Source organism: Idiomarina sp. UBA4520 (genome assembly GCF_002388365.1).
Lineage (GTDB): Bacteria > Pseudomonadota > Gammaproteobacteria > Enterobacterales > Alteromonadaceae > Idiomarina > Idiomarina zobellii.
The window spans coordinates 62,085-83,360 of record NZ_DGMK01000002.1; the positions used below are offsets into that span (position 1 = coordinate 62,085).

General features: G+C 47.0%; 17 protein-coding genes and 1 tRNA gene. 17 read left to right on the top strand and 1 reads right to left on the bottom strand.

Annotated features, from left to right (window positions below; translation table 11 throughout):
* The first annotated feature begins 6 nt into the window (after window positions 1–6).
* The 10 genes from tkt to tgt all read left to right on the top strand — a co-directional run bounded on the left by tkt (window position 7) and on the right by tgt (window position 12,537).
* Complete coding sequence (gene tkt, locus B3850_RS00635) at window positions 7–2,007, top strand: transketolase (protein WP_286875969.1); 2,001 nt, start codon at window positions 7–9, stop codon at window positions 2,005–2,007.
* A complete protein-coding gene (epd, locus tag B3850_RS00640) occupies window positions 2,008–3,027 on the top strand; it encodes an erythrose-4-phosphate dehydrogenase (protein WP_286875967.1) in 1,020 nt (339 codons plus the stop codon). It abuts the gene before it with no gap.
* A 27-nt stretch (window positions 3,028–3,054) separates the two neighbouring features.
* On the top strand, window positions 3,055–4,236 hold the full coding sequence (locus tag B3850_RS00645) for a phosphoglycerate kinase (RefSeq protein ID WP_286911228.1): 1,182 nt from the start codon (window positions 3,055–3,057) through the stop codon (window positions 4,234–4,236).
* Window positions 4,237–4,268: 32 nt separating this feature from the next.
* Window positions 4,269–5,333 carry a class II fructose-bisphosphate aldolase gene (fba, locus tag B3850_RS00650; protein ID WP_058577040.1) on the top strand — a complete coding sequence of 355 codons (1,065 nt, stop codon included), beginning with the start codon at window positions 4,269–4,271 and terminating at the stop codon, window positions 5,331–5,333.
* Between the two features lie 10 nt (window positions 5,334–5,343).
* A complete protein-coding gene (locus B3850_RS00655) occupies window positions 5,344–6,129 on the top strand; it encodes a DUF481 domain-containing protein (protein WP_063744300.1) in 786 nt (261 codons plus the stop codon).
* 120 nt (window positions 6,130–6,249) lie between these two features.
* The gene (locus B3850_RS00660; protein WP_058577039.1) at window positions 6,250–8,169 is read left to right on the top strand and encodes a methyl-accepting chemotaxis protein; all 1,920 of its coding nucleotides are present in this window, start codon (window positions 6,250–6,252) and stop codon (window positions 8,167–8,169) included.
* A gap of 92 nt (window positions 8,170–8,261) precedes the next feature.
* The gene (locus tag B3850_RS00665) at window positions 8,262–8,942 is read left to right on the top strand and encodes a TIGR00153 family protein (RefSeq protein WP_058577038.1); all 681 of its coding nucleotides are present in this window, start codon (window positions 8,262–8,264) and stop codon (window positions 8,940–8,942) included.
* Window positions 8,943–8,956: 14 nt separating this feature from the next.
* On the top strand, window positions 8,957–10,228 hold the full coding sequence (locus B3850_RS00670; protein ID WP_058577037.1) for an inorganic phosphate transporter: 1,272 nt from the start codon (window positions 8,957–8,959) through the stop codon (window positions 10,226–10,228).
* Between the two features lie 105 nt (window positions 10,229–10,333).
* Window positions 10,334–11,389 carry a tRNA preQ1(34) S-adenosylmethionine ribosyltransferase-isomerase QueA gene (gene queA, locus B3850_RS00675; RefSeq protein WP_286911229.1) on the top strand — a complete coding sequence of 352 codons (1,056 nt, stop codon included), beginning with the start codon at window positions 10,334–10,336 and terminating at the stop codon, window positions 11,387–11,389.
* A 32-nt stretch (window positions 11,390–11,421) separates the two neighbouring features.
* On the top strand, window positions 11,422–12,537 hold the full coding sequence (gene tgt, locus B3850_RS00680) for a tRNA guanosine(34) transglycosylase Tgt (protein WP_058577080.1): 1,116 nt from the start codon (window positions 11,422–11,424) through the stop codon (window positions 12,535–12,537).
* Here the strand turns inward: tgt and B3850_RS00685 are convergent.
* On the bottom strand, window positions 12,513–13,829 hold the full coding sequence (locus tag B3850_RS00685; RefSeq protein ID WP_286875955.1) for a protein kinase domain-containing protein: 1,317 nt from the start codon (window positions 13,827–13,829) through the stop codon (window positions 12,513–12,515). The two genes, tgt and B3850_RS00685, sit on opposite strands and share 25 nt — an antisense overlap.
* A 202-nt stretch (window positions 13,830–14,031) precedes the next feature.
* On the opposite strand from B3850_RS00685, the gene B3850_RS00690 reads away from it, so the two are divergent.
* The 7 genes from B3850_RS00690 (at window position 14,032) to B3850_RS00720 (ending at window position 21,227) form a co-directional block, all read left to right on the top strand.
* A complete protein-coding gene (locus B3850_RS00690; RefSeq protein ID WP_286875953.1) occupies window positions 14,032–14,766 on the top strand; it encodes a PilZ domain-containing protein in 735 nt (244 codons plus the stop codon).
* An 80-nt stretch (window positions 14,767–14,846) separates the two neighbouring features.
* Window positions 14,847–15,062: a 30S ribosomal protein S21 gene (gene rpsU / locus B3850_RS00695; protein ID WP_006954239.1), complete on the top strand. Its 216-nt coding sequence runs from the start codon at window positions 14,847–14,849 to the stop codon at window positions 15,060–15,062.
* Window positions 15,063–15,176: 114 nt separating this feature from the next.
* On the top strand, window positions 15,177–16,922 hold the full coding sequence (gene dnaG / locus B3850_RS00700; protein WP_286911230.1) for a DNA primase: 1,746 nt from the start codon (window positions 15,177–15,179) through the stop codon (window positions 16,920–16,922).
* 101 nt (window positions 16,923–17,023) lie between these two features.
* Window positions 17,024–18,856, top strand: coding sequence for an RNA polymerase sigma factor RpoD (gene rpoD, locus B3850_RS00705; protein ID WP_053953921.1), 1,833 nt, complete (start codon window positions 17,024–17,026; stop codon window positions 18,854–18,856).
* 25 nt (window positions 18,857–18,881) lie between these two features.
* Complete coding sequence (locus B3850_RS00710; RefSeq protein WP_058577032.1) at window positions 18,882–19,670, top strand: amidohydrolase family protein; 789 nt, start codon at window positions 18,882–18,884, stop codon at window positions 19,668–19,670.
* A 19-nt stretch (window positions 19,671–19,689) separates the two neighbouring features.
* Entirely contained in the window at window positions 19,690–21,105 is a 1,416-nt protein-coding gene (locus B3850_RS00715) for a HAMP domain-containing histidine kinase (RefSeq protein ID WP_053953923.1), read from the top strand.
* A gap of 46 nt (window positions 21,106–21,151) precedes the next feature.
* Window positions 21,152–21,227, top strand: a tRNA-Ile gene (locus tag B3850_RS00720).
* Window positions 21,228–21,276: the final 49 nt, after the last annotated feature.

Consider the following 21,276-nt stretch of genomic DNA (forward strand, 5'->3'; position numbering starts at 1 on the left):
TTTTTCATGTTAGATCGTCAATATCTCGCCAATGCCATCCGTGCACTCAGCATGGACGCAGTTCAAAAAGCCAAGTCGGGACACCCCGGCGCGCCAATGGGCATGGCAGATATCGCAGAAGTGCTGTGGCGTGACTACCTAAAGCATAACCCGAATAACCCGGACTGGGCTGATCGCGACCGCTTTGTGCTGTCGAACGGTCATGGCTCTATGTTGATATACTCATTGCTGCATTTGACGGGTTACGACTTAAGCATTGATGATTTAAAACAATTCCGTCAGCTGGATTCTAAAACCCCTGGCCACCCCGAGTATGGTTATACCCCTGGTATTGAAACGACGACCGGCCCTTTGGGTCAGGGTATTGCTAATGCTGTTGGTATGGCGTTGGCAGAGAAAGTACTTGCGGCACAATTTAATCGCGAAAACCACAATATTATCGACCATCACACATACACATTCCTGGGTGACGGCTGCTTGATGGAAGGTATTTCTCACGAGGTTTGCTCGCTGGCAGGCACTCTGGGTCTTGGCAAGCTGATCGCGTTTTACGACGACAACGGTATTTCAATTGACGGTGAAGTTGAAGGCTGGTTTACCGACAATACCGCTAAGCGTTTTGAGTCTTATGGCTGGCAGGTTATTGAAGCGATTGACGGTCATGACGCACAAGCAATTACACAAGCTATTGAAGAAGCACGCTCAGAAACTGAGAAGCCAACACTGATTATTTGTAAAACCGTTATAGGCTTTGGCTCGCCGAATAAGCAAGGCTCTGAAAGCTGTCACGGAGCACCTCTGGGTGACGATGAAATTAAAGCTACTCGCAAGCAGTTGAACTGGTCGCACGATGCCTTTGAAATCCCTGCTGATGTCTATCAGCAGTGGTCAGCAAAAGACAAAGGCGCTGCGGTGGAGTCATCGTGGAACAAGCGCTGGGTAGCCTATGAACAAGAGCACCCGGAACTTGCAAAAGAGTTACAGCGCCGACTGAATGGCGAACTTCCGGATGACTTCTCGACAACGGTCTTCAATTACGCACAGAAACTACAGAACGCTCCGGAAGCCATTGCAACGCGTAAAGCATCACTGAATGTATTAAACGAACTAGGACCGAAACTGCCAGAACTGTTAGGTGGGTCAGCTGACCTGGCGGGCTCTAACCTCACGTTATGGGACGGTGCTAAGGGTGTGACAGCAGAAGACGCCAGCGGTAATTACGTTTACTACGGTGTCCGCGAATTTGGTATGTCGGCCATTATGAACGGTGTGACACTGCACGGCGGCTTCAAAGCTTATGGCGCGACCTTCCTGATGTTTATGGAATATGCACGTAATGCGGTTCGTATGGCGGCGTTAATGAAACAGCCAAGTATTTTTGTATACACCCACGACTCTATTGGACTGGGTGAAGATGGCCCCACACACCAACCGGTTGAACAGTTAGCAAACTTACGTCAAACACCGAACTTGCAATGCTGGCGCCCATGCGACCCTGTGGAAACCGCAGTAGCCTGGGGGGCAGCAATACAAAGCAGTAAAACACCGTCGGCATTGGTGTTTAGTCGTCAGGGAATGCAGCAGCAAGAGCGTGACGAAGAGCAAGTGGCAAGTATTGCTCGTGGTGGTTACATCCTGAAAGACTGCGACGGCGAACCTGACGTTATTTTCATTGCGACTGGCTCGGAAGTGGATTTAGCGGTTGAAGCGTACGAACAACTCTCTAAAGAAGGACGTAAGGCGCGCGTTGTTTCTATGCCATCGACCAATGTGTTTGATATTCAAAGCACTGAATATAAAGAGTCGGTCTTACCGGCAAACGTAACATGCCGTGTTGCGATTGAAGCGGGTATTACCGATTTTTGGATGAAGTATGTTGGCTTAAACGGGGAAGTAATAGGCATGACCACTTTTGGTGAGTCAGCGCCTGCCGGTGATTTATACAAGCACTTTGGCATTACCGCTGAAAACGCTGTGGCCGCTGCCAAACGTTTATTGGACGCGTAAATGAGCAAAGTCGTTCGTATCGCAATTAATGGCTTCGGTCGTATTGGCCGAAGCTTTTTGCGTGCGCTTTATGAAAATGGTTACCGAGACAGTATTCAGGTGGTGCTAATCAACGAACCAGCGGCTTCGGAAGCGATAGCTCACCTACTGAAGTACGACTCGAGCCATGGTCGCTTCGGTTTCAAGGTAACGCAATCAAATGATGAACTCACGGTTGCCGGTGATGATATAGCCTTAGCTCATGAAACTGAAATTGAAGCGATAGACTGGCGTTCCTATAACGTCGATTTTGTTGTCGATTGCACAGGGGTTTACGGTTCTCAGGACGACGGTCAACGTTACTTAAAGCAAGGTGTTAAGCGGGTACTGTTCTCGCACCCGGGGAAACCTGACGTCGACTTTACCGCTATTTACGGCGTGAATGAAAACGAACTTTCACCCGAACATAAAGTGATTTCCAACGGCTCTTGTACCACGAACTGTATTGTCCCGGTTATTAAAGTGCTGGATGACGTTTTTGGTATAGACTCAGGTGCTATCACTACGATTCACTCGGCAATGCACGACCAACAGGTTATAGACGCTTACCATCCAGACTTACGTCGTACGCGTGCCGCAGGCCGTTCCATTATTCCGGTCGATACAAAATTAGCGCGCGGCATTGAGCGTATATTGCCGCACTTAGAAGGGCGCTTTGAAGCCATTGCTGTGCGGGTGCCAACCACCAATGTGACCGCAATGGACTTAAGCGTTACGCTAAATAGTGACGCGACGCTGGAAATGGTCAATAAAGTGCTCAAAGAGCATAGCGCTGGTGCGTTGCAAGGCATTCTGGATTATACCGAAGAGCCACTGGTTTCTATCGACTTTAACCACGATCCTCATTCGTCAATTGTGGATGGTACGCAAACTCGCGTTAGCCATAAGCGGTTGGTAAAGCTTTTATGCTGGTGTGATAACGAATGGGGCTTTGCGAATCGGTTACTGGATACGACTCGCAAAATGGCCGAACAGATTTAATCTGAATTTAAAGAAGAGAGGTTTTAGATGTCTGTCATAGCAATGACCGATTTGGATTTATCAAATAAGCGTGTACTGATTCGCGAAGACCTGAATGTGCCGGTTAAAGACGGCAAAGTCGCATCAGATGCTCGCCTGAAAGCGGCTATTCCAAGCATTAAAGCTGCGTTGGACGGCGGCGCGAAGGTTATGGTTATGTCCCACCTGGGCAGACCGACCGAGGGCGAATACGATGCGCAGTTTTCAATGCAACCGGTTGTAGACTACTTGGCAGATGCTCTCGATTGCCCGGTACGTTTGTGCAAAGACTATCTTGATGGCGTTGAGATTGAAGCGGGCGAGCTGGTTATTTTTGAAAATGTACGTTTCAACGTTGGTGAGAAGAAAAACGATGATGAGCTGGCGAAGACGCTAGCTGCCTTATGTGATGTCTATGTTATGGATGCATTTGGCACGGCTCACCGCGCTCAGGCATCGACACATGGTGTTGCCAAATATGCGCCCGTTGCTTGCGCAGGCCCTTTGCTGGCAGCTGAATTAGACGCTCTTGGCAAAGCATTGGAAAATCCGAAACGTCCATTAGTGGCTATTGTTGGCGGCTCTAAAGTATCGACGAAATTAACGGTGCTGGAGTCATTAAGTGGTGTTGTTGACCAGCTTATTGTTGGCGGTGGTATTGCTAATACTTTCGTAGCTGCTGCCGGTCATAATGTCGGTAAGTCGCTATATGAAGCCGACCTCACAGACGAAGCCAACCGGTTAGTTGAACAAGCTAAAGCCAAAGGTGGTGATATTCCGTTGCCGGTGGATGTAGTGACAGGCAAAGAATTTAGTGCGGAAGCTAAGGCTGAAACCAAAGCGGTAGATGCTGTGGCTGACGATGACATGATTTTCGATATTGGCCCAAAAACAGCAGAGCAGCTTGCCTCTATGCTGACTAACGCTGGCACCATTGTTTGGAATGGCCCGGTTGGCGTATTTGAATTTGAGCAGTTTGGAAATGGCACAAAAGCCATTGCGGATGCCATTGCCAATAGCGATGCTTTTTCCATTGCAGGCGGGGGAGATACCCTTGCAGCCATTGATCAATATGGTATCGCTGATAAGATAAGCTATATTTCAACAGGTGGCGGAGCATTTCTGGAGTTTCTGGAAGGCAAGACTTTACCCGCAGTGGCCGTTTTAGAAGAGCGCGCAAACGACGCCTGAACCCAAGTTTTATAATTTAAAGGAGTATTTTTATGGCCCTGGTGTCATTACGACAGTTATTGGATCACGCCGCCGAGCACGACTACGGTGTACCGGCGTTCAATGTAAATAACCTTGAGCAAATGCGTGCGATTATGCAGGCAGCGGACGCAACTGACAGCCCGGTTATTGTTCAGGCTTCAGCAGGCGCACGCAAGTACGCAGGTGCTCCTTTCCTCCGTCACTTAATTCAGGCAGCGGTTGAAGAATGGCCACATATCCCTGTGGTTGTTCACCAAGATCACGGCACGTCACCGGCGGTATGCCAGCGTTCTATTCAATTAGGCTTTAGTTCAGTCATGATGGACGGTTCGTTGCTGGAAGACGGCAAAACCCCTGCTGATTATGACTACAATGTTCGAGTGACTAAGCAAACCGTAGAAATGGCACATGCTTGTGGTGTCTCTGTTGAAGGTGAACTCGGCTGTCTGGGCTCGTTAGAGACAGGTGAGGCCGGTGAAGAAGATGGCGTTGGCGCTGAAGGGAAATTGTCACACGATCAGCTACTGACCGACCCAGAAGAAGCTGCTGAGTTTGTTAAAGCAACTAATGTAGATGCTTTGGCAATTGCTTGTGGTACGTCTCACGGTGCCTACAAATTTACGCGCCCACCGACAGGCGATATTTTGTCCATTGATCGCATTAAAGAGATCCATCGTCGTATTCCGGGTACACACTTGGTGATGCATGGTTCATCATCTGTGCCTCAGGAATGGCTGAAAGTTATTAACCAATTTGGCGGCGAAATTCCTGAAACTTACGGCGTTCCGGTTGAGCAAATTCAGGAAGGCATTAAAAACGGTGTTCGCAAAGTCAACATTGATACTGACTTACGTTTAGCCTCAACGGGTGCTATCCGTCGCCACTTGGCAGAGAACCCATCAAACTTCGACCCGCGTAAATTCTTAGCGGCAGCAACAACGGCGATGGAAGAAATCTGTAAAGCGCGTTATGAAGCCTTCGGTTGTGCAGGCATGGCAAGTAAAATAAAACCAATAACACTAGAAACCATGTTCCAGCGCTATGAAAGCGGTGAATTAAATGCAATTGTAAAATAAAGGGGTTAATGTGCGTTTATCAGTATTGTTTGCAAGTTTATTTTTGTCAGTTTCGGCCAGTGCTCAAACCTTCATGTTTGATGACGCTGACGATATGGATACCGAAACGGTTGAAGAGTGGGAAGCAAGTGCTGAGTTTGGCCTGCTTTACACGTCGGGTAATACCGAGACTGAAAGCTTAAAAGGCAAGCTTAATATATCGCGAGACGTCCAAAATTGGCGTCATAAAGGTGTTATTGACTACTACACGGCTGAACAGGAAGACCAGTCAACCGGTGAGTCAATTGAAACCGCTGATCGTATGTTTGTGTCGGCTCAGAGCAACTACAAGTTTTCACCGGACAGTCGTTCATCGTTGTTTGTATTTGGTTCTTATGAAGAAGACGAGTTTAGTGGTTACGAGTACCAGGCAACGGTAGCAACCGGTTATGGTGCGCGTTATCGCTATGATGAAGACATTTACGCCGACTATGAAATTGGTCCTGGTTACTCTCGAACCAAGCCAATTCAAATTGAAGGTGAGCCCCCTGTTGAATCTGAAGGGCAAATGATTCTTCGTTTGGCGGGTAACCTGGACTGGAAAATTTCCGAGAATTCAAAGTTCAATGCATTGCTGTCATCTGAATTGGGTGAAGACAACACTAAGAGTAAAGCAGAAGTCTCATTGTCATCGAACATTAACAGTTCACTAGCAATGAAGTTTTCTGTCAGCGGAACGCACAACTCAAACGTATCTGATGAAAGCATTGAAAAGCTGGATACGGAAACGGCTGTTACTCTGGTTTATACGTTTTAAGGTCTATTCAGACTTAATTGTTCCTAAAAGGCCGCGTTGAGTAAATCTTCGCGGCCTTTTTCATAAAATTGTCATAAAAGCGTCTTAAACTGACCGCATTATTCAAAGCGGTTTGACGTTATGCGCGTATCCACATTCAGTCGAGTTTCTTCTTTTGTTTTACTTGGGTTGTCGCTGTTTTTTTTAACGGTTCTGTTTTGGTCGAGCAACAAGCTCAACACTATTGAGGATAAGCAGGCAACTTATTCGTCAGTAAAGCAAAGTCTGATGGTTAATGTGGTTACTGATCTAAGTGGCTACCTGCAGTCCGGAAATACCTTACTGCTTACTGACGCCCAAAAGGCAGTAGAGCACGCCGAAACTAAATTGGTTGACTTAGGCTTTGATAAAAAATCCGATGTTGTTAACCAGCTCCAGTCTATAAATACCAGAATAGGCAAAGATTACCGATCAGTTGGGAAGCTCTCTGGGCAGGAAACTGCTTTGCTTTTTAATGCTGAGCGTTCATTGTCGAATGAACTTTCCCGGTTATTTGATTACGCCCGAAAAGGAATTGCAAACAGCCCGTCCGCCAGCCAAAAGTATGCTCAGGTTGGTAGTGACCTCATCCTATTAATAAATGAGCTTGTTCATACCCGGGAGCGTTTGTTTAATGGAGAAGTTGAGCAGGATGTTCTTCAGCAAGTTCTTAACTCGATCAAGCAAGAAATAAATAGGTTGGAGGGGTTACCAGCACTGGGCGTGAAGGAAGAACTGCCTGACCAGTCAATGATGCTTGTTCAACGTGAGGCGAAAGAGCAGGGCCCTACAATAATCTCGGAGATGGCCAGTCTGGTTAACCGTTACCCACGAGAGTTATCGTCCACTTTAGAGTTAATAGCCAAACGAGAGCAGGCATTCAAAAGTATCTCAGAAGACATTGCGCAAATTCAGGCAATAGCAGTAGCTGCTGAAAAGCAGCTTATCGACGTTCAGCAAGAACAACTTTTACAAATAAAGATAACCATTGTAGCGTTAGTTGCCGCTTTACTACTCTTTGCTTTAATTAACTTTTTGTTGCTAAAACAAATGGTTTTGACGCCTCTTCGAAGTTTGCGTAACGCTATGCAGCAACTCCTCGAACAGCAACAGCTTACCTACTTACCCGGTGCGGATAAAAGAACAGAATTCGGAGAAGTCGCCAAGTTTTTTAATGGTATTCTTGAGCAAACAAAGTCCAGTGAAGCGCAGAAGTCTCGTCAAATGTCTGTCGTAAATGACGCACTTAAAACGGTAATACAAGAGTTGCAGGAGCTGGTCTCATCGTCACATAAAACGCAAACATCGGCAGAATCAACGATTGAGGGCATTAATCAGCTCAATGAGCTGACGACCTCTTTAAATAGCTGTACGGCAGCGCTTGAGCAAAATGCGTTAGGTACACAAGAGTCGATGCAAGTAAGCCGGGAATACATCAGAAAACTGAGTGATGCGTCGAACGTGAATGAGCAGGCAATGAACTCTGCAAAAACGTCAGTTAATGAACTTGCCAGTTCTGTAGAGCAGGTGAGTTCGGCACTGTCTGTTATTTCGGGTATCGCTGATCAAACTAATTTACTGGCGCTTAATGCTGCAATTGAAGCTGCTCGAGCCGGGGAACAAGGGCGTGGTTTTGCGGTTGTCGCTGACGAGGTAAGGCAATTAGCCCAGAAAACTCAGTCCTCACTGACCAGTATTGATAGTACATTAGGAAAGCTGACGGACGCATCCGCTGCTATCGACAGTAGCTACCAGAATATTATAGAGACGAGCTCAAATCAGCATGAGTACGTTAATGTCCTGGTTGATACTGCGGACGAAGTTTCGAAGAAAGCACAGGCTTCAAGTGACGAGGCTAAAACCTCATTGCAGCTCGCAGAGCAGCAGAGCTCAAGGGTTACAGCGTTTTCAGAGGAAATTCGATCGTTAATCGATAATATGAGTCATGCCCATCAGTTGTTGCAAAATGTCGAACTACAGGTTGATAAGCAACAAAGTGAAATTGAGCAAGCGTTCAGCTGATAGATGTTTAATCAAACATCACGGTTCCATTTACAGAAACTTTTCGCTACCATTCGCGCAGCTAACAACAGCTGAAAAAATTGGAACTGGTTATGTCAATGAACTCATTCCTTGGGGTATTTGCAAAGTCCCCGATTAAACCGATGATCGAGCACATGGACGAAGTGCACCGCTGTGCTGAAGCACTGAAAGAGTTTTTTAAAGCGGTATACGCTAAGGACTGGGCGTCGGCAGAAACCGCTCGTAGCAAAATTGTTACGCACGAGCAAAAAGCGGACGAACTAAAGCGCAAAATTCGTTTGAACCTTCCAAGTGGCTTATTCATGCCCGTTGAGCGTACTGACTTACTTGAGTTGGTTTCTCAGCAAGACCGCATCGCTAACAAAGCCAAAGACATTTCAGGTCTTATGACTGGTCGTGAATTAACCATTCCTGAGCCGTTGGTAAAAGACTTCGACGCTTACCTGAATCGCTGTATTGACGCCGCTGCGAAAGCCAGAGAAACCATCGCCGAGTTTGATGACTTGCTGGAAACTGGTTTTAAAGGTCGTGAGCGCGACTTAGTTGATGATTTCATTGCAGAACTTGACGCAATTGAAGCAGACACCGATAAACTGCAAATCCAGTTACGCAAAGACTTACGCAAAATAGAGCTGGATATGAACCCACTGGATGCCATGTTTTTATACCGTATTTTGGACTGGGTGGGTGACTTAGCTGACTTGTCAGAACGAGTTGGTGCACGTTTTGAATTGATGCTGGCGCGAGTCTAAGCGGAGTCTAATTTATGGATATTATTTCAAGTTACAGCATGCTGCTTATTGGCATGGCGGCAATGTTCGGCTTTTTTATGGCCTGGGGTATTGGTGCTAACGACGTTGCTAACGCAATGGGCACCTCGGTTGGTTCAAAAGCGCTAACCATTAAACAAGCTATTCTCATTGCGATGGTTTTCGAGTTCGCCGGTGCTTACCTTGCCGGTGGCGAAGTGACCTCCACGATACGTAAAGGCATTATCGACTCGGCTTACTTTGTTGATCAGCCCGAGCTTCTTGTCTTTGGCATGATTTCGGCACTGCTGGCAGCGGGCTTTTGGTTGCTTATTGCGTCTTACCTGGGCTGGCCGGTATCGACAACACATTCAATTATTGGTGCTATTGTCGGCTTCTCGGCTGTTGGTGTCAGTATGGAGTCTGTGCAGTGGGCGAAAGTTGGCGGTGTTGTGGGGAGCTGGGTTGTGACACCGGCGATATCCGGTTTCATCGCTTATCTCATATTCATGAGTGCGCAAAAACTCATTTTTGATCGTTCAAACCCGTTAAAAATGGCTCAACGATACGTACCTTTTTACATGGGTCTTGCAGGCTTCGTCCTATCGTTGGTTACCATTAAAAAGGGCTTGAAGCACGTTGGTTTAGACTTAGGCAGTCTGGAGGGCTACCTTTGGGCTTTAGGTATCGCTGTGCTTGTGTTTGTTATAGGTAAACTTGCCATTGGCCGTCTTAAGTTCAACCCGTCTGATGACAAAGACATGCATTACACCAACGTCGAGAAAGTATTTGCGGTACTTATGGTGGTAACTGCCTGTGCCATGGCATTTGCCCACGGCTCCAACGATGTCGCTAACGCTATTGGACCACTTGCTGCTGTTGTCAGTGTCGTAACAAATGGCGGCGAAATAGGTGGCAAAGCGCAGTTGGCATGGTGGGTGCTTCCGCTAGGCGGTATTGGTATCGTTGCCGGTCTGGCAATGCTGGGCAAACGTGTTATTGCGACCATTGGTAAAGGTATTACTCACTTAACGCCTAGCCGTGGTTTCGCTGCCGAACTGGCCGCTGCGTCTACCGTCGTGCTTGCGTCAGGTACTGGCTTGCCAATCTCTACTACGCAAACTCTGGTAGGTGCTGTACTGGGTGTTGGTATGGCGCGTGGTATTGCCGCTCTTAATTTAGGCGTTGTGCGCAATATCGTTGTGTCTTGGGTTGTGACCCTGCCGGCGGGTGCCATTATGTCTATTGTCTTCTTCTATATCCTGAAGGCGATATTCGGCGTGGCATAAGCTTCGCCAATTAAGAAGCCATGAAAAGGCAGCCTGTTTCAGTGACAGGCTGCCAACTTTCCAGTAAAATCCGCGCTTTAAAAGTGTTCCAGAAAAAGCGCAGGTATGTCAGAAAATAACCCGTCTTCTTTAAAAGTCAGTGACTTCTCGTTCGAATTGCCTGACGAGCTTATCGCCCGTTATCCGCAGGAGCAGCGCAGTGCCAGTCGCCTGCTGCAGATCAATGCCGAGTCAAAGTCGATAGAGCACAAACAGTTTACTGACATTATTGATACCCTGAGTTCAGGTGACCTCCTGGTGTTTAATGACACTCGCGTTATTCCTGCTCGCTTGCTGGGTGAAAAAGTATCCGGCGGGAAAGTAGAAGTGCTGATAGAACGACTGCTGGATGAGCACCGGGTATTAGCTCATGTTCGCTCGAACCGCTCGCCTAAAGCGGGCGCAGAGTTGCTTTTGGAAGGTGCTGTAAAGGTCACTATGTTAGCGCGGCACGATGCGTTATTTGAGCTTAAATTTGAGCATGAAGAACCCGTATTGGACATTCTTGAAGAATATGGTCACATGCCGTTACCGCCATACATCGACCGTCCGGATGAAAGCTCCGACAAAGAACGTTATCAAACCGTTTATAGCCGTGAGCCGGGAGCTGTCGCCGCGCCAACAGCGGGGTTGCATTTCGACGACGATATTCTGGAAAAGCTGAGAAACAAAGGTGTTAACTTTGCTTATGTAACGCTGCATGTTGGTGCGGGGACATTCCAGCCGGTGCGCGTGGAAAATCTCAATGATCACGTCATGCATAGCGAGTACGCAAAGGTCAGTGAAGAAACCTGCAATGCTATAAAAGAGACGAGAGCCAATGGTGGGCGAGTTGTGGCAGTAGGCACCACCTCTGTACGCTCGCTGGAGTCAGCGGCAAATGCTTCAAGTAGTGACGATATCGAACCCTTTTTCGACGACACCGATATTTTTATTTATCCGGGGTACAAATTTAAAGTGGTCGATAGTTTAATAACGAATTTTCACTTACCGGAATCGACACTCATTATGCTGGTTTCAGCCTTTGCCGGACGTGATTTAATTATGGATGCTTATCAGCAAGCCATTGATGAAAAGTACCGATTCTTTAGCTACGGCGATGCAATGCTGTTGCAGCGATAAACAGACAATTTTTGAAGTGATACATTATGACAATGAAATTTGAACTTGATAAAACCAGTGGTCGAGCCCGCCGTGGACGCATGCAGTTTGAGCGTGGCACCGTAGAAACACCGGCTTTCATGCCCGTTGGGACACTGGGGACCGTTAAGGGAATGACCCCGGAAGAGGTTAAAGATACCGGGGCTCAGATTTGTCTGGGTAATACTTTCCACCTAATGCTTCGCCCGGGCACGCAAATTATTCAGCAGCATGGCGACCTGCATGACTTTATGAATTGGGATAAGCCCATTCTGACGGACTCGGGCGGCTTTCAGGTATTCAGTCTTGGCGAGCTGAGAAAAATTACCGAAGAAGGTGTGACCTTCCGTTCGCCAATTAACGGTGAGAAGATTTTACTGACGCCAGAAAAATCGATGCAGGTTCAGCGTGAACTCGGGTCTGACATTGTCATGATTTTTGACGAGTGTACGCCATTTCCAGCCACTCAAGCAGAAGCTCGTAGCTCTATGGAGTTGTCGCTGCGCTGGGCTGAGCGTTCTAAAAAAGCGCACGAAGGAAATAAGTCAGCGCTTTTTGGTATTATTCAGGGCGGTATGTACGAAGAGCTGCGCGACATTTCCTTGAAAGGCTTAACTGACATTGAGTTTGACGGCTACGCGATAGGCGGCTTGTCGGTAGGCGAGCCCAAAGAAGACATGATGCGCATTTTAGAGCACACGGCGCCCAAAATGCCGGAGCAAAAGCCACGCTACTTAATGGGTGTGGGCAAACCGGAAGACTTGGTTGAAGCCGTGCGTCGTGGTATCGATATGTTTGACTGTGTCATGCCAACCCGTAATGCGCGTAACGGTCACCTGTTTATCAGTTCCGGCGTGGTAAAAATACGTAACGCGGTGCACAGAACCGATACCGGTCCGTTGGATGAAAACTGTGACTGCTACACTTGTAAAAATTACTCTCGGGCGTACTTACATCACTTAGACAAAACCAATGAAATGTTGGGTGGGCGTTTAAACACTATCCATAACCTACGTTTTTATCAAAAGGTCATGAGTGATATGCGCGATGCGTTAGATAACGATACATTCGACAAGTTTGTCGAGGCGTTTTATCAGCAGCGCGGTCAGTCAGTTCCGCCGCTGGACTGAAACTTCTCAAGCATTTTCTGGGTAGGCAAGTAATGTTCAGCAGAGGAAAGCTCCTGTGCTGAACTCAGCGCTGCCCAGGCCTGTTCAACCCAGCGAGCTCTTAAATGCTCCTGTTTTTTGTTCACTCTAGCGAGTGCCAGATAAGCTTTGGCTTGGACGTGATACGCGGCATCTGGTCTGGAATATTTAGCTGGAGCGCCCATATTATTTAGAGCGTTCAATAGCCGGGTGGTGTACTCGGTATCCGAAAAAATGGGCTCAAGCCCGAGCAGGAACTCAATGCGTTCACGGTGATGCGTCAAATAATCACCATGCTCACTAATTGCATTGTCGAAATGTGATAGTGCTAGCTCGACAGTCTCCTGGGCCTCGCCCAAGTTGCCGTCTTCAATTAAGTGCTCAGTATAATGAGCAAATACTTGCCCGTGCGAATGTTGATGAACCGGGGCACTGTATATGCTTTCGTAAGTCTCGAGTTTATTGAAAGCGGTAAGAGCCAGCCCCCCTAGTATTAGGGTGGAGGCGGTCAATGCCGTTGCCCAGCCCAGGCGTCTTCGTTGCTTGTAAGATTTAGCTCGCCATTTAGCTAGCGTATTAGCCAGTTCCGGCATGTCAGTAAATGATTCATAAGAGTCGACGGCGAGTGCTTTCTTAATAATGTCCGCCAGCCCTGACGGCAATCGGCGCTTATCGGCTACAGGTTGCATTAAAAATACATCGGGGGTCATGCTGGCAAGAAGAAGTAGCAGTAATTCACCAACCTGATAGATATCTTGTTGCTGAGACTCTCTCGAAACGTTTTCAGCGATACTTAAATCAACCAATACAGGCACATCGGACTGCTTCTGTTTCGACAAAATGATGTTATGTCCTTTCACGTCATTATGAGCGTACCCCGACTTGTGTAGTGCGCTTAAAGCATTGGCAAGTTGATAGGTAATTTCAACCGCATCGTTAACTGATAAGTGCTTATTGAGTTTATCGAGCCTAGTCCCTTCAACATACTCCATGACAAGGAATAAAGATGAAGAGGTGACTTCTGGCTCACCAATGTCATAAACGCGACATAATGAAGGGTGTGAAACCTGAGACAGTAAGCGAGCTTCGCGAACCAAACGGTTACGACTGACTAACGAGGGTGAGCGGGCGAACTTCACGGCAACGGTACGCTGAAGTCTCTCGTCGTAAGCTTTATAAACCAAGCCGCTACCGCCGTAACCGAGCAGGCCTTCGCATTGGTAACGTTCGGGTATCGGGTATGGGAATGTGTCTCTGGAATAACTAATAGCCAAGTTCGCATCCTTACTGTCTAGCTAATTCAGAGTCTAGCGAGCATAGTCGGTAAACAACAGGATCCAAGCTAACGAAAGCCTTCCTTATAAAAACTGACGTCAATTGACATCGACTGATAAATATCGAGTATTTACTTAAAAAGTAGCAGATATTCGCTATTATGAATGGTTAATAAAATAATAATAAAAAAGGACAGCACTAATGCAGAATGGCAAAGGTGTTTTGGCGAACAATCGGTTTCGGCAGCCTGCTCAAATTTCATTACAGTCAAACGGTGGCTACCAGACATTGAACATCACGCTGGTTGGCCAACAATACCCCGACTACTTGATTCTTGAATTGTCCCGCCAGTATCGTTGGCAGGATGTATTGCCCCAGTTAAAAGCGAATAAAACATTTGCGTTTACCACAGTGGCTGCATCGGGTGAGCAAGTAACAGGAACGGTCGATTTACTCAGCATGACACAGTTTCCGCAAAAGTTATTGTTTGTGAGTTATCCTCGAGAAGCGAACATTCAGCCTTTACGCACATCTCCTCGCATTCCGGTTAACTGTAGCGCAGAGCTTCAACTGCATCATGCAGAGGGTAACGGTAATCCATTAAGCGGTACCGTTGTCGATGTATCGGGAAAAGGTATTGGTTTCCAATATCGAGGGACTCAACCGGTTTCTCTGGAGGACGAAGACGGGTTACAAGCCAGCGTAACAGTGACTGAACCGGGCAACGATTTGTCACTTGGGCTTTTCCATGTAAAAAGTTTGGATATTGTTGGACCAGGGGTATGGCAGTTTGGGTTAGCGTTTAAAAATAAGCCTGACGAGTTCCAAAATTTGCTGGGAAAACTGCTGATGGCATCGTCGGAAGTTAAGGCATTATTGAGTGACAACGATATTGGTTTTGAAACATTGGATAACACTTTACAAGCCGAATCTTAGTCGGTACAATTCAGCACCAATTTAAGCCAGTAGCGGCTAATTTTTAATCAAATAGATAATTTATCCGAGGTGATGTTTTAATGCCAGTCGTAAAAGTGAAAGAAAACGAGCCGTTTGACGTAGCTTTGCGTCGTTTCAAGCGCTCTTGTGAAAAAGCAGGTGTTCTGTCAGAAGTTCGTCGTCGTGAACACTACGAAAAGCCTACTGCAGAGCGCAAGCGCAAGAAAGCCGCGGCCGTAAAACGTCACGCTAAAAAGCTGGCTCGTGAAAACGCTCGTCGTACTCGTTTATACTAAGAGCGTTTAACGACAATTTGAGTGTTCACTTTTTCGTAAAGTGCTGGAAGCCGTGACTTATTGTCGCGGCTTTCGTGTTTCTGTTGATTCTTTAACCTTGAAACTGAGACGGCAATGGCAGGCTTGATCCCTAAAAGCTTTATTCATGATTTACTCGAAAGAGCAGACATTGTTGAAGTCGTTGACAGTCGTGTGCCGCTAAAAAAAGCCGGCAAGAACCATCAGGCATGTTGTCCCTTCCATAACGAAAAATCGCCATCCTTCACCGTCAGCCAAGACAAGCAGTTTTATCACTGCTTTGGGTGCGGCGCCCATGGTAACGCTATCGACTTTCTAATGGAGTTCGATGGTCTGCAGTTTCCGGACGCGGTCGAAGAATTGGCAGGTTTGTTTGGGGTGCAGGTACCCAGAGAAGAACCGGAAAACCCGCAAGCGGCGCAGAAGAAGCAACAGCAAACTCAGGATGATGTCGCGATAATGAATCAAGCGGCACGGTTTTATCAGCATCAGCTGAAACATCATGCGAGTTCGGAGCAAGTTATTGGCTACCTGAAAAAGCGTGGTCTGAGTGGCGAAACGGTTAAGCGCTTTCAAATAGGCTATGCTCCGGACGACTGGGACAGCTTGCTAAAAACCTTCGGGCAAGGTGCTAAACAGCGTCAACAGTTGCTCGAACTGAAGCTCATTAACCGTAACGATAAAGGTCGTCATTATGACTTTTTCCGTGACCGGGTTATGTTTCCCATCCACGATCGGCGCGGGCGGGTTGTCGGCTTTGGTGGACGAATCATTGAAGGTGACGGACCAAAGTATTTGAACTCACCGGAAACGCGTTTGTTTCATAAAGGTAGTGAGCTCTACGGTTACTGGCATATGCAACAAGCTGTGCGCCGACCAGATCAAGTGGTGGTTGTTGAAGGTTATATGGATGTCGTTGCGTTGTCTCAGGCTGGTATTGACTATGCTGTTGCATCGCTGGGTACGGCAACGACAACTGAGCAGCTGCAGCGTTTATTCAGAACGTCACCGCGTGTTGTCTGTTGTTATGACGGAGACCGAGCGGGTCGAGATGCCGCCTGGCGAGCGCTGGAAAATGCGCTACATTTATTAAAAGATGGTCTTGATATGGCCTTTTTATTTCTGCCGGAAGGTGAAGACCCGGACTCCGTTGTCAGGGATAAAGGCAAAGAAGCGTTTGAACAGGCATTAACTCAAGCGAAGCCTTTCACTGAATACTTTTTTGAACACTTGCAGGAAGGTATCGACGTTAGTACTGATGCCGGCCGCTCACAGCTACTCAGTACAGCAAAGCCACTGATTGAGAAAATAGCCAGTGGGTACTACCGCGATGCTTTAATGCAACGGTTAGCTGAAATACTTCGACGTGAAACGTCTCAGTTAGAGCGACATTTTGACAAGCCTAATCAGAAGCGGCCTAAGTCCGAGTCAATAAAGATGACGCCAATTAGAAAGGCGATATCTTTACTGCTTCAATACCCGCAGCTTGGCACTAAAATAGCGGTTAAGGAAGAACTGCGGGCACTTCAGCTAAATGGCGTTGAGTTGTTCATTGAACTTCACAAACAGTGTGCGAATAAGCCAATGACAACAGCGCAGGTACTTGAGAGCTGGCGCGACAGTGACTATTACTCAGCTCTGCAAAAGCTAGCGCTTTGGAATCATCAGCTCGATGAAGAAAACATTGAGCAGGAATTCTCTGATATTTTTATTTATTTGATAGACCAGTATTTCGAACAAAGAGCAAACGCACTCTTGAAAAAATCGCAAGAGGGCGCATTAACTAAGGTAGAGCGCCAAGAATACCAGACAATTATACAGTACTTAAACAAGGCGAAATAACACTCGCTAGTCAGCCTTTTCTAGCTTAAAAGACTGAATTCTGTTATACTGTCTGGTCATTTTGGGTATTCTACATTCACAGTCATGGGTGGAACGTCTGTATGCAGCAGAGTCGGCAATCGCAACTGAAAGTACTTATTGCGAAAGGCAAAGAGCAAGGTTTTTTAACTTTTGCTGAGGTTAATGACCATTTACCTCAAGAAATTGTAGATTCCGATCAGGTTGAAGATATTATTCGCATGATCAACGACATGGGCATCCGTGTCTTTGAGAGTGCGCCGGACGCCGATGACTTGATGATGGCCGAGAGCGCAGCAGACGAAGATGCTGCGGAAGAAGCTGCTCAAGCCCTAGCGTCGGTCGACAGCGAAATAGGCCGAACAACTGACCCAGTGCGTATGTATATGCGTGAAATGGGTACTGTTGAATTGCTGACTCGTGAAGGCGAAATTGATATTGCCAAGCGCATTGAAGAAGGTATTAACCAAGTTCAGTGCTCTGTGGCGGAATACCCTGAAGCCATTAATTTCTTATTGGATCAGTGGGACTCTTACGAAGCGGAAGAGTTACGCTTAACCGATATTATCTCTGGTTTTATCGACCCGGAAGAGGTCGATGAAGCGCCTGTTGCTGCTACTCACGTTGGTTCTGAACTGCCAGAAGAAGAGCTGGAAGACGAAGACGACGATGCAGACGATGACGAAGAAGAAGAGTCAGATACTGGTATCGACCCTGAATTCGCTCGTGCTAAATTCACCGAGCTGCGTGAACAATACGAAGCGACTCGCCAGGCAATTGCCAAGCATGGTCGTGATGGTGCCGATGCCCGCGTTGAAATTGACAAACTAAGCGATCTGTTTAAACAGTTCCGTCTGGTACCAAAGCAGTTTGACCGTCTAGTTAAAGACATGCGTTCAATGATGCAGCGTGTGCGCGTGCAAGAACGTATTATTATGAAATTAAGCGTTGAACAAGGCGGTATGTCTAAGCGCGATTTCATGAAGGCTTTCGCAAGTAATGAAAACAGCATGGCGTGGGTTGATGCGCAAATTAACTCAGGCGAGAGCTACGCAAGTACAATGAAAGAAACACGCGACGAAATTGAGCGTTGCGTGAATAAGTTGGTCGACGTTGAGAAAGAGACCGGCTTAACCATCGGTAAAGTTAAAGAAATTAACCGCCGTATGTCTATTGGTGAGGCGAAAGCCCGCCGTGCGAAAAAAGAGATGGTGGAAGCCAACCTGCGTTTGGTTATTTCAATTGCGAAGAAATACACCAACCGAGGCCTGCAATTCCTGGACTTAATTCAGGAAGGTAACATCGGCTTGATGAAAGCGGTGGATAAGTTCGAATATCGCCGTGGTTACAAGTTCTCTACCTATGCTACGTGGTGGATCCGCCAGGCAATTACTCGTTCAATTGCGGACCAGGCTCGTACGATTCGTATCCCGGTTCACATGATTGAAACCATCAATAAATTGAACCGTATTTCGCGTCAAATGTTGCAGGAAATGGGCCGAGAGCCGCAGCCGGAAGAACTGGCTGAGCGCATGATGATGCCGGAAGACAAAATTCGCAAAGTTCTCAAAATTGCAAAAGAACCGATTTCAATGGAAACCCCTATTGGTGACGACGAAGATTCGCACCTGGGTGATTTCATTGAAGACAACACGCTGGACTTACCTATCGATTCGGCGACGTCTGAGAGCTTGCGTAACTCAGTGCGCGAAGTGCTCGGCGGCCTTACCGCTCGTGAAGCGAAAGTCTTGCGTATGCGTTTTGGTATTGATATGAATACTGACCATACTTTGGAAGAAGTTGGTAAACAGTTTGATGTAACTCGTGAACGAATTCGTCAAATTGAAGCCAAAGCATTAAGAAAGCTTCGTCATCCAAGCCGCTCTGAGCAGCTGAAATCGTTCTTGGATGAGTAAGATATTCTCTGACACAGGAGGCAGCATGGGTAATAACCGTGACAATTGGCCGAAACGTATTATTGACTCGCATTTGCATATTTACGATGACGAGTTTCCGCTAATTGAAAACCAAGGTCATATCCCTGAGCCTTTTTATATTGATGATTATCGGAATTTAACACGTGGCCTGCCTATTGAAGGCGGTGTTATTGTGTCGGGTTCATTCCAGGGCTTTGAGCAGCGTTATTTGAAAGCCGCACTGGAAAATTTGGGTGACAACTTTGTAGGCGTGACCCAACTACCAGGCTCTGTGAGTGATGAAAAGATTCAGCAACTGAACGAACACCGCATTCGTGGCGTTCGTGTGAACCTGAAGCGCGGTGTTCACCGCGACATTGAAGGTATTGTTGAATTTGGTAAGCGTATTTGGGACTTAGCGGGTTGGCATTTGGAAATTTACGTCGACAGCCGCGAGCTTGACGACATGGTGCCTACGCTGCTGAAGCTCCCAAAACTTAGCGTTGACCACTTAGGTATGGCTAAGTCGGGCTTGTCGCAAGTGCGTCGTTTAGCCGAAGGTGGCGTAAAAATTAAAGCCAGTGGTTTTGGTCGCACAGAAGTCAATGTGGCTGATGCTGTTAAAGCGCTATATAAAACTAACCCAGATGCTTTAATGTTTGGCACCGACTTACCAGGTACCCGTAGTAACCGTTCGTTTGAGCCTTCGGACATTACAACCATTGTGAATGCGTTGGAAAGTGCCGACGGTGGTGCAGATGCTGTTGATAAAGTGTTTTATCAAAATGCACGCGACTTCTACCAACTTCCTTAATAAGAGCGAGTGACGCAACGTGCAGTCACTCGCAAGCCACACCCGTACTAATCGCTGGTTCGCTATCGCTATTATTGCGATAGCGATAGGTGGTCTGCTGCTGACTTATTGGCAGTCATCCGGTCAATTAATCAGTCGAACGACAAGTAGCCTTGAGCAAACCTGCGCGGCTGTTCAGCGAACTGTTAGTAACCTCTATCCCTCTTCTGAAAGTAAGCAGCAAGCGGTTAGTAACCCCGAGCTTTTGTATCAGGCTATTAGCGAGTCTATTCGCAATAAGGAACACACGCTTGGCGGCTTTTGGCACATTGAAAATGGATTCATGGGCTACGCGGTAGCCTCTTCACGTGGTAACTCGCAAGACAGCCAGTTAGCCGGAGCTGTCCAACTGGCTATAAGCTCCGCAGCCCGAAAGGCAATTGCTGATAATAAAGCTGCTGCAAATGTCACTGAGCAGCTGCCTATACGTGTCGTGGTGGCATGTCCGGAAAAACAGCACGCTGGGCTTGCCATATGGCTTAGTCATCCCATACAGCCGGTACAGAATTATTTTAGTGTCACTGCAAGCGTGCTATTTGTGTTGCTGGCATTAATTGGTGTTGCCATTATTGTGCGAGAGTCAGCGTTTAATCGGCGTTGGCACAAAGAGCGTGATCGCATTGTGAATGACGCTGAAGATACTAGTAAAGCCGTTTCTGTGACCTCTGAAATAGGTGAAATACAGCCTTTCCTTCTTTTGTTGTATCAAGCACGCCAGCAAGTACAGGCTGCTGAGCGAGAACTCGAGAAAGAAGCTGACAAGCTTCGCCTTGCCTCTGAAAAAACCTTAGCCGGTCGCATGGCACGTTCAATGGCGGCATTAGCTTTGAGTAATTTGGAAAATATCGAGAAACGGTTAAGGGACAGTGATAGCGCTGAATTGAAATCTAAAGTACAAGAGCTTGTGAGCTTGTTTGAAGCCTTCTCACAGCTGTCGCCAGACATGCAGGGGCTTGATAAAAGCGACCTCGAGTTAGAGGCCTGGCTGCAGGATATTGCGGATTATCATGAAAGCTTTTCAGGTGAGAAGAACATTACCGTAACTTCTATTGTCGACGATAATATTCGTGTCACGATAAGCCCATTAGTGTTTCGTTTTGTTTTTGACTTCCTGCTTCGGCATGTCGTGAGGTTTATACCGGTTAACTCCGAAGTGCTGATACAGGCAAATATCGAAGGCAACTTTGTGAATGTGTCCGTGTGCGACGAAAGTAACGGCGTAGCCAAGAAAAACTTAGGTGCTATGTTCGAAACCGATGACGTAAACCCGGACGCTTACGGCGTTGGCTTAAAAGTGATCAAAGACGCAATAAAAAGTCAGGGCGGCGACATAAATTACGAAAAACTTGAAAAAACATCGCGATTTAACGTGCTGATACCCATGACAAAAGGGTAAAAAGTTCGTATAATCTGCGCCGCTTTCAAGCATTCCAACCAGAAATGGCCCCTTAGCTCAGTGGTTAGAGCACCCGACTCATAATCGGTTGGTCCGCAGTTCAAATCTGCGAGGGGCCACCACTTCCAAAATGCCATTAAACTGCAACAAAAACCTGTCTAAAATGTAACA

Coding starts and splice junctions, on each gene's coding strand:
- tkt (WP_286875969.1), top strand. CDS start 7: ATGTTAGATCGTCAATATCTCGCCAATGCCATCCGTGCACTCAGCATG.
- epd (WP_286875967.1), top strand. CDS start 2,008: ATGAGCAAAGTCGTTCGTATCGCAATTAATGGCTTCGGTCGTATTGGC.
- B3850_RS00645 (WP_286911228.1), top strand. CDS start 3,055: ATGTCTGTCATAGCAATGACCGATTTGGATTTATCAAATAAGCGTGTA.
- fba (WP_058577040.1), top strand. CDS start 4,269: ATGGCCCTGGTGTCATTACGACAGTTATTGGATCACGCCGCCGAGCAC.
- B3850_RS00660 (WP_058577039.1), top strand. CDS start 6,250: ATGCGCGTATCCACATTCAGTCGAGTTTCTTCTTTTGTTTTACTTGGG.
- B3850_RS00665 (WP_058577038.1), top strand. CDS start 8,262: ATGTCAATGAACTCATTCCTTGGGGTATTTGCAAAGTCCCCGATTAAA.
- B3850_RS00670 (WP_058577037.1), top strand. CDS start 8,957: ATGGATATTATTTCAAGTTACAGCATGCTGCTTATTGGCATGGCGGCA.
- queA (WP_286911229.1), top strand. CDS start 10,334: ATGTCAGAAAATAACCCGTCTTCTTTAAAAGTCAGTGACTTCTCGTTC.
- tgt (WP_058577080.1), top strand. CDS start 11,422: ATGAAATTTGAACTTGATAAAACCAGTGGTCGAGCCCGCCGTGGACGC.
- B3850_RS00690 (WP_286875953.1), top strand. CDS start 14,032: ATGCAGAATGGCAAAGGTGTTTTGGCGAACAATCGGTTTCGGCAGCCT.
- rpsU (WP_006954239.1), top strand. CDS start 14,847: ATGCCAGTCGTAAAAGTGAAAGAAAACGAGCCGTTTGACGTAGCTTTG.
- dnaG (WP_286911230.1), top strand. CDS start 15,177: ATGGCAGGCTTGATCCCTAAAAGCTTTATTCATGATTTACTCGAAAGA.
- rpoD (WP_053953921.1), top strand. CDS start 17,024: ATGCAGCAGAGTCGGCAATCGCAACTGAAAGTACTTATTGCGAAAGGC.
- B3850_RS00710 (WP_058577032.1), top strand. CDS start 18,882: ATGGGTAATAACCGTGACAATTGGCCGAAACGTATTATTGACTCGCAT.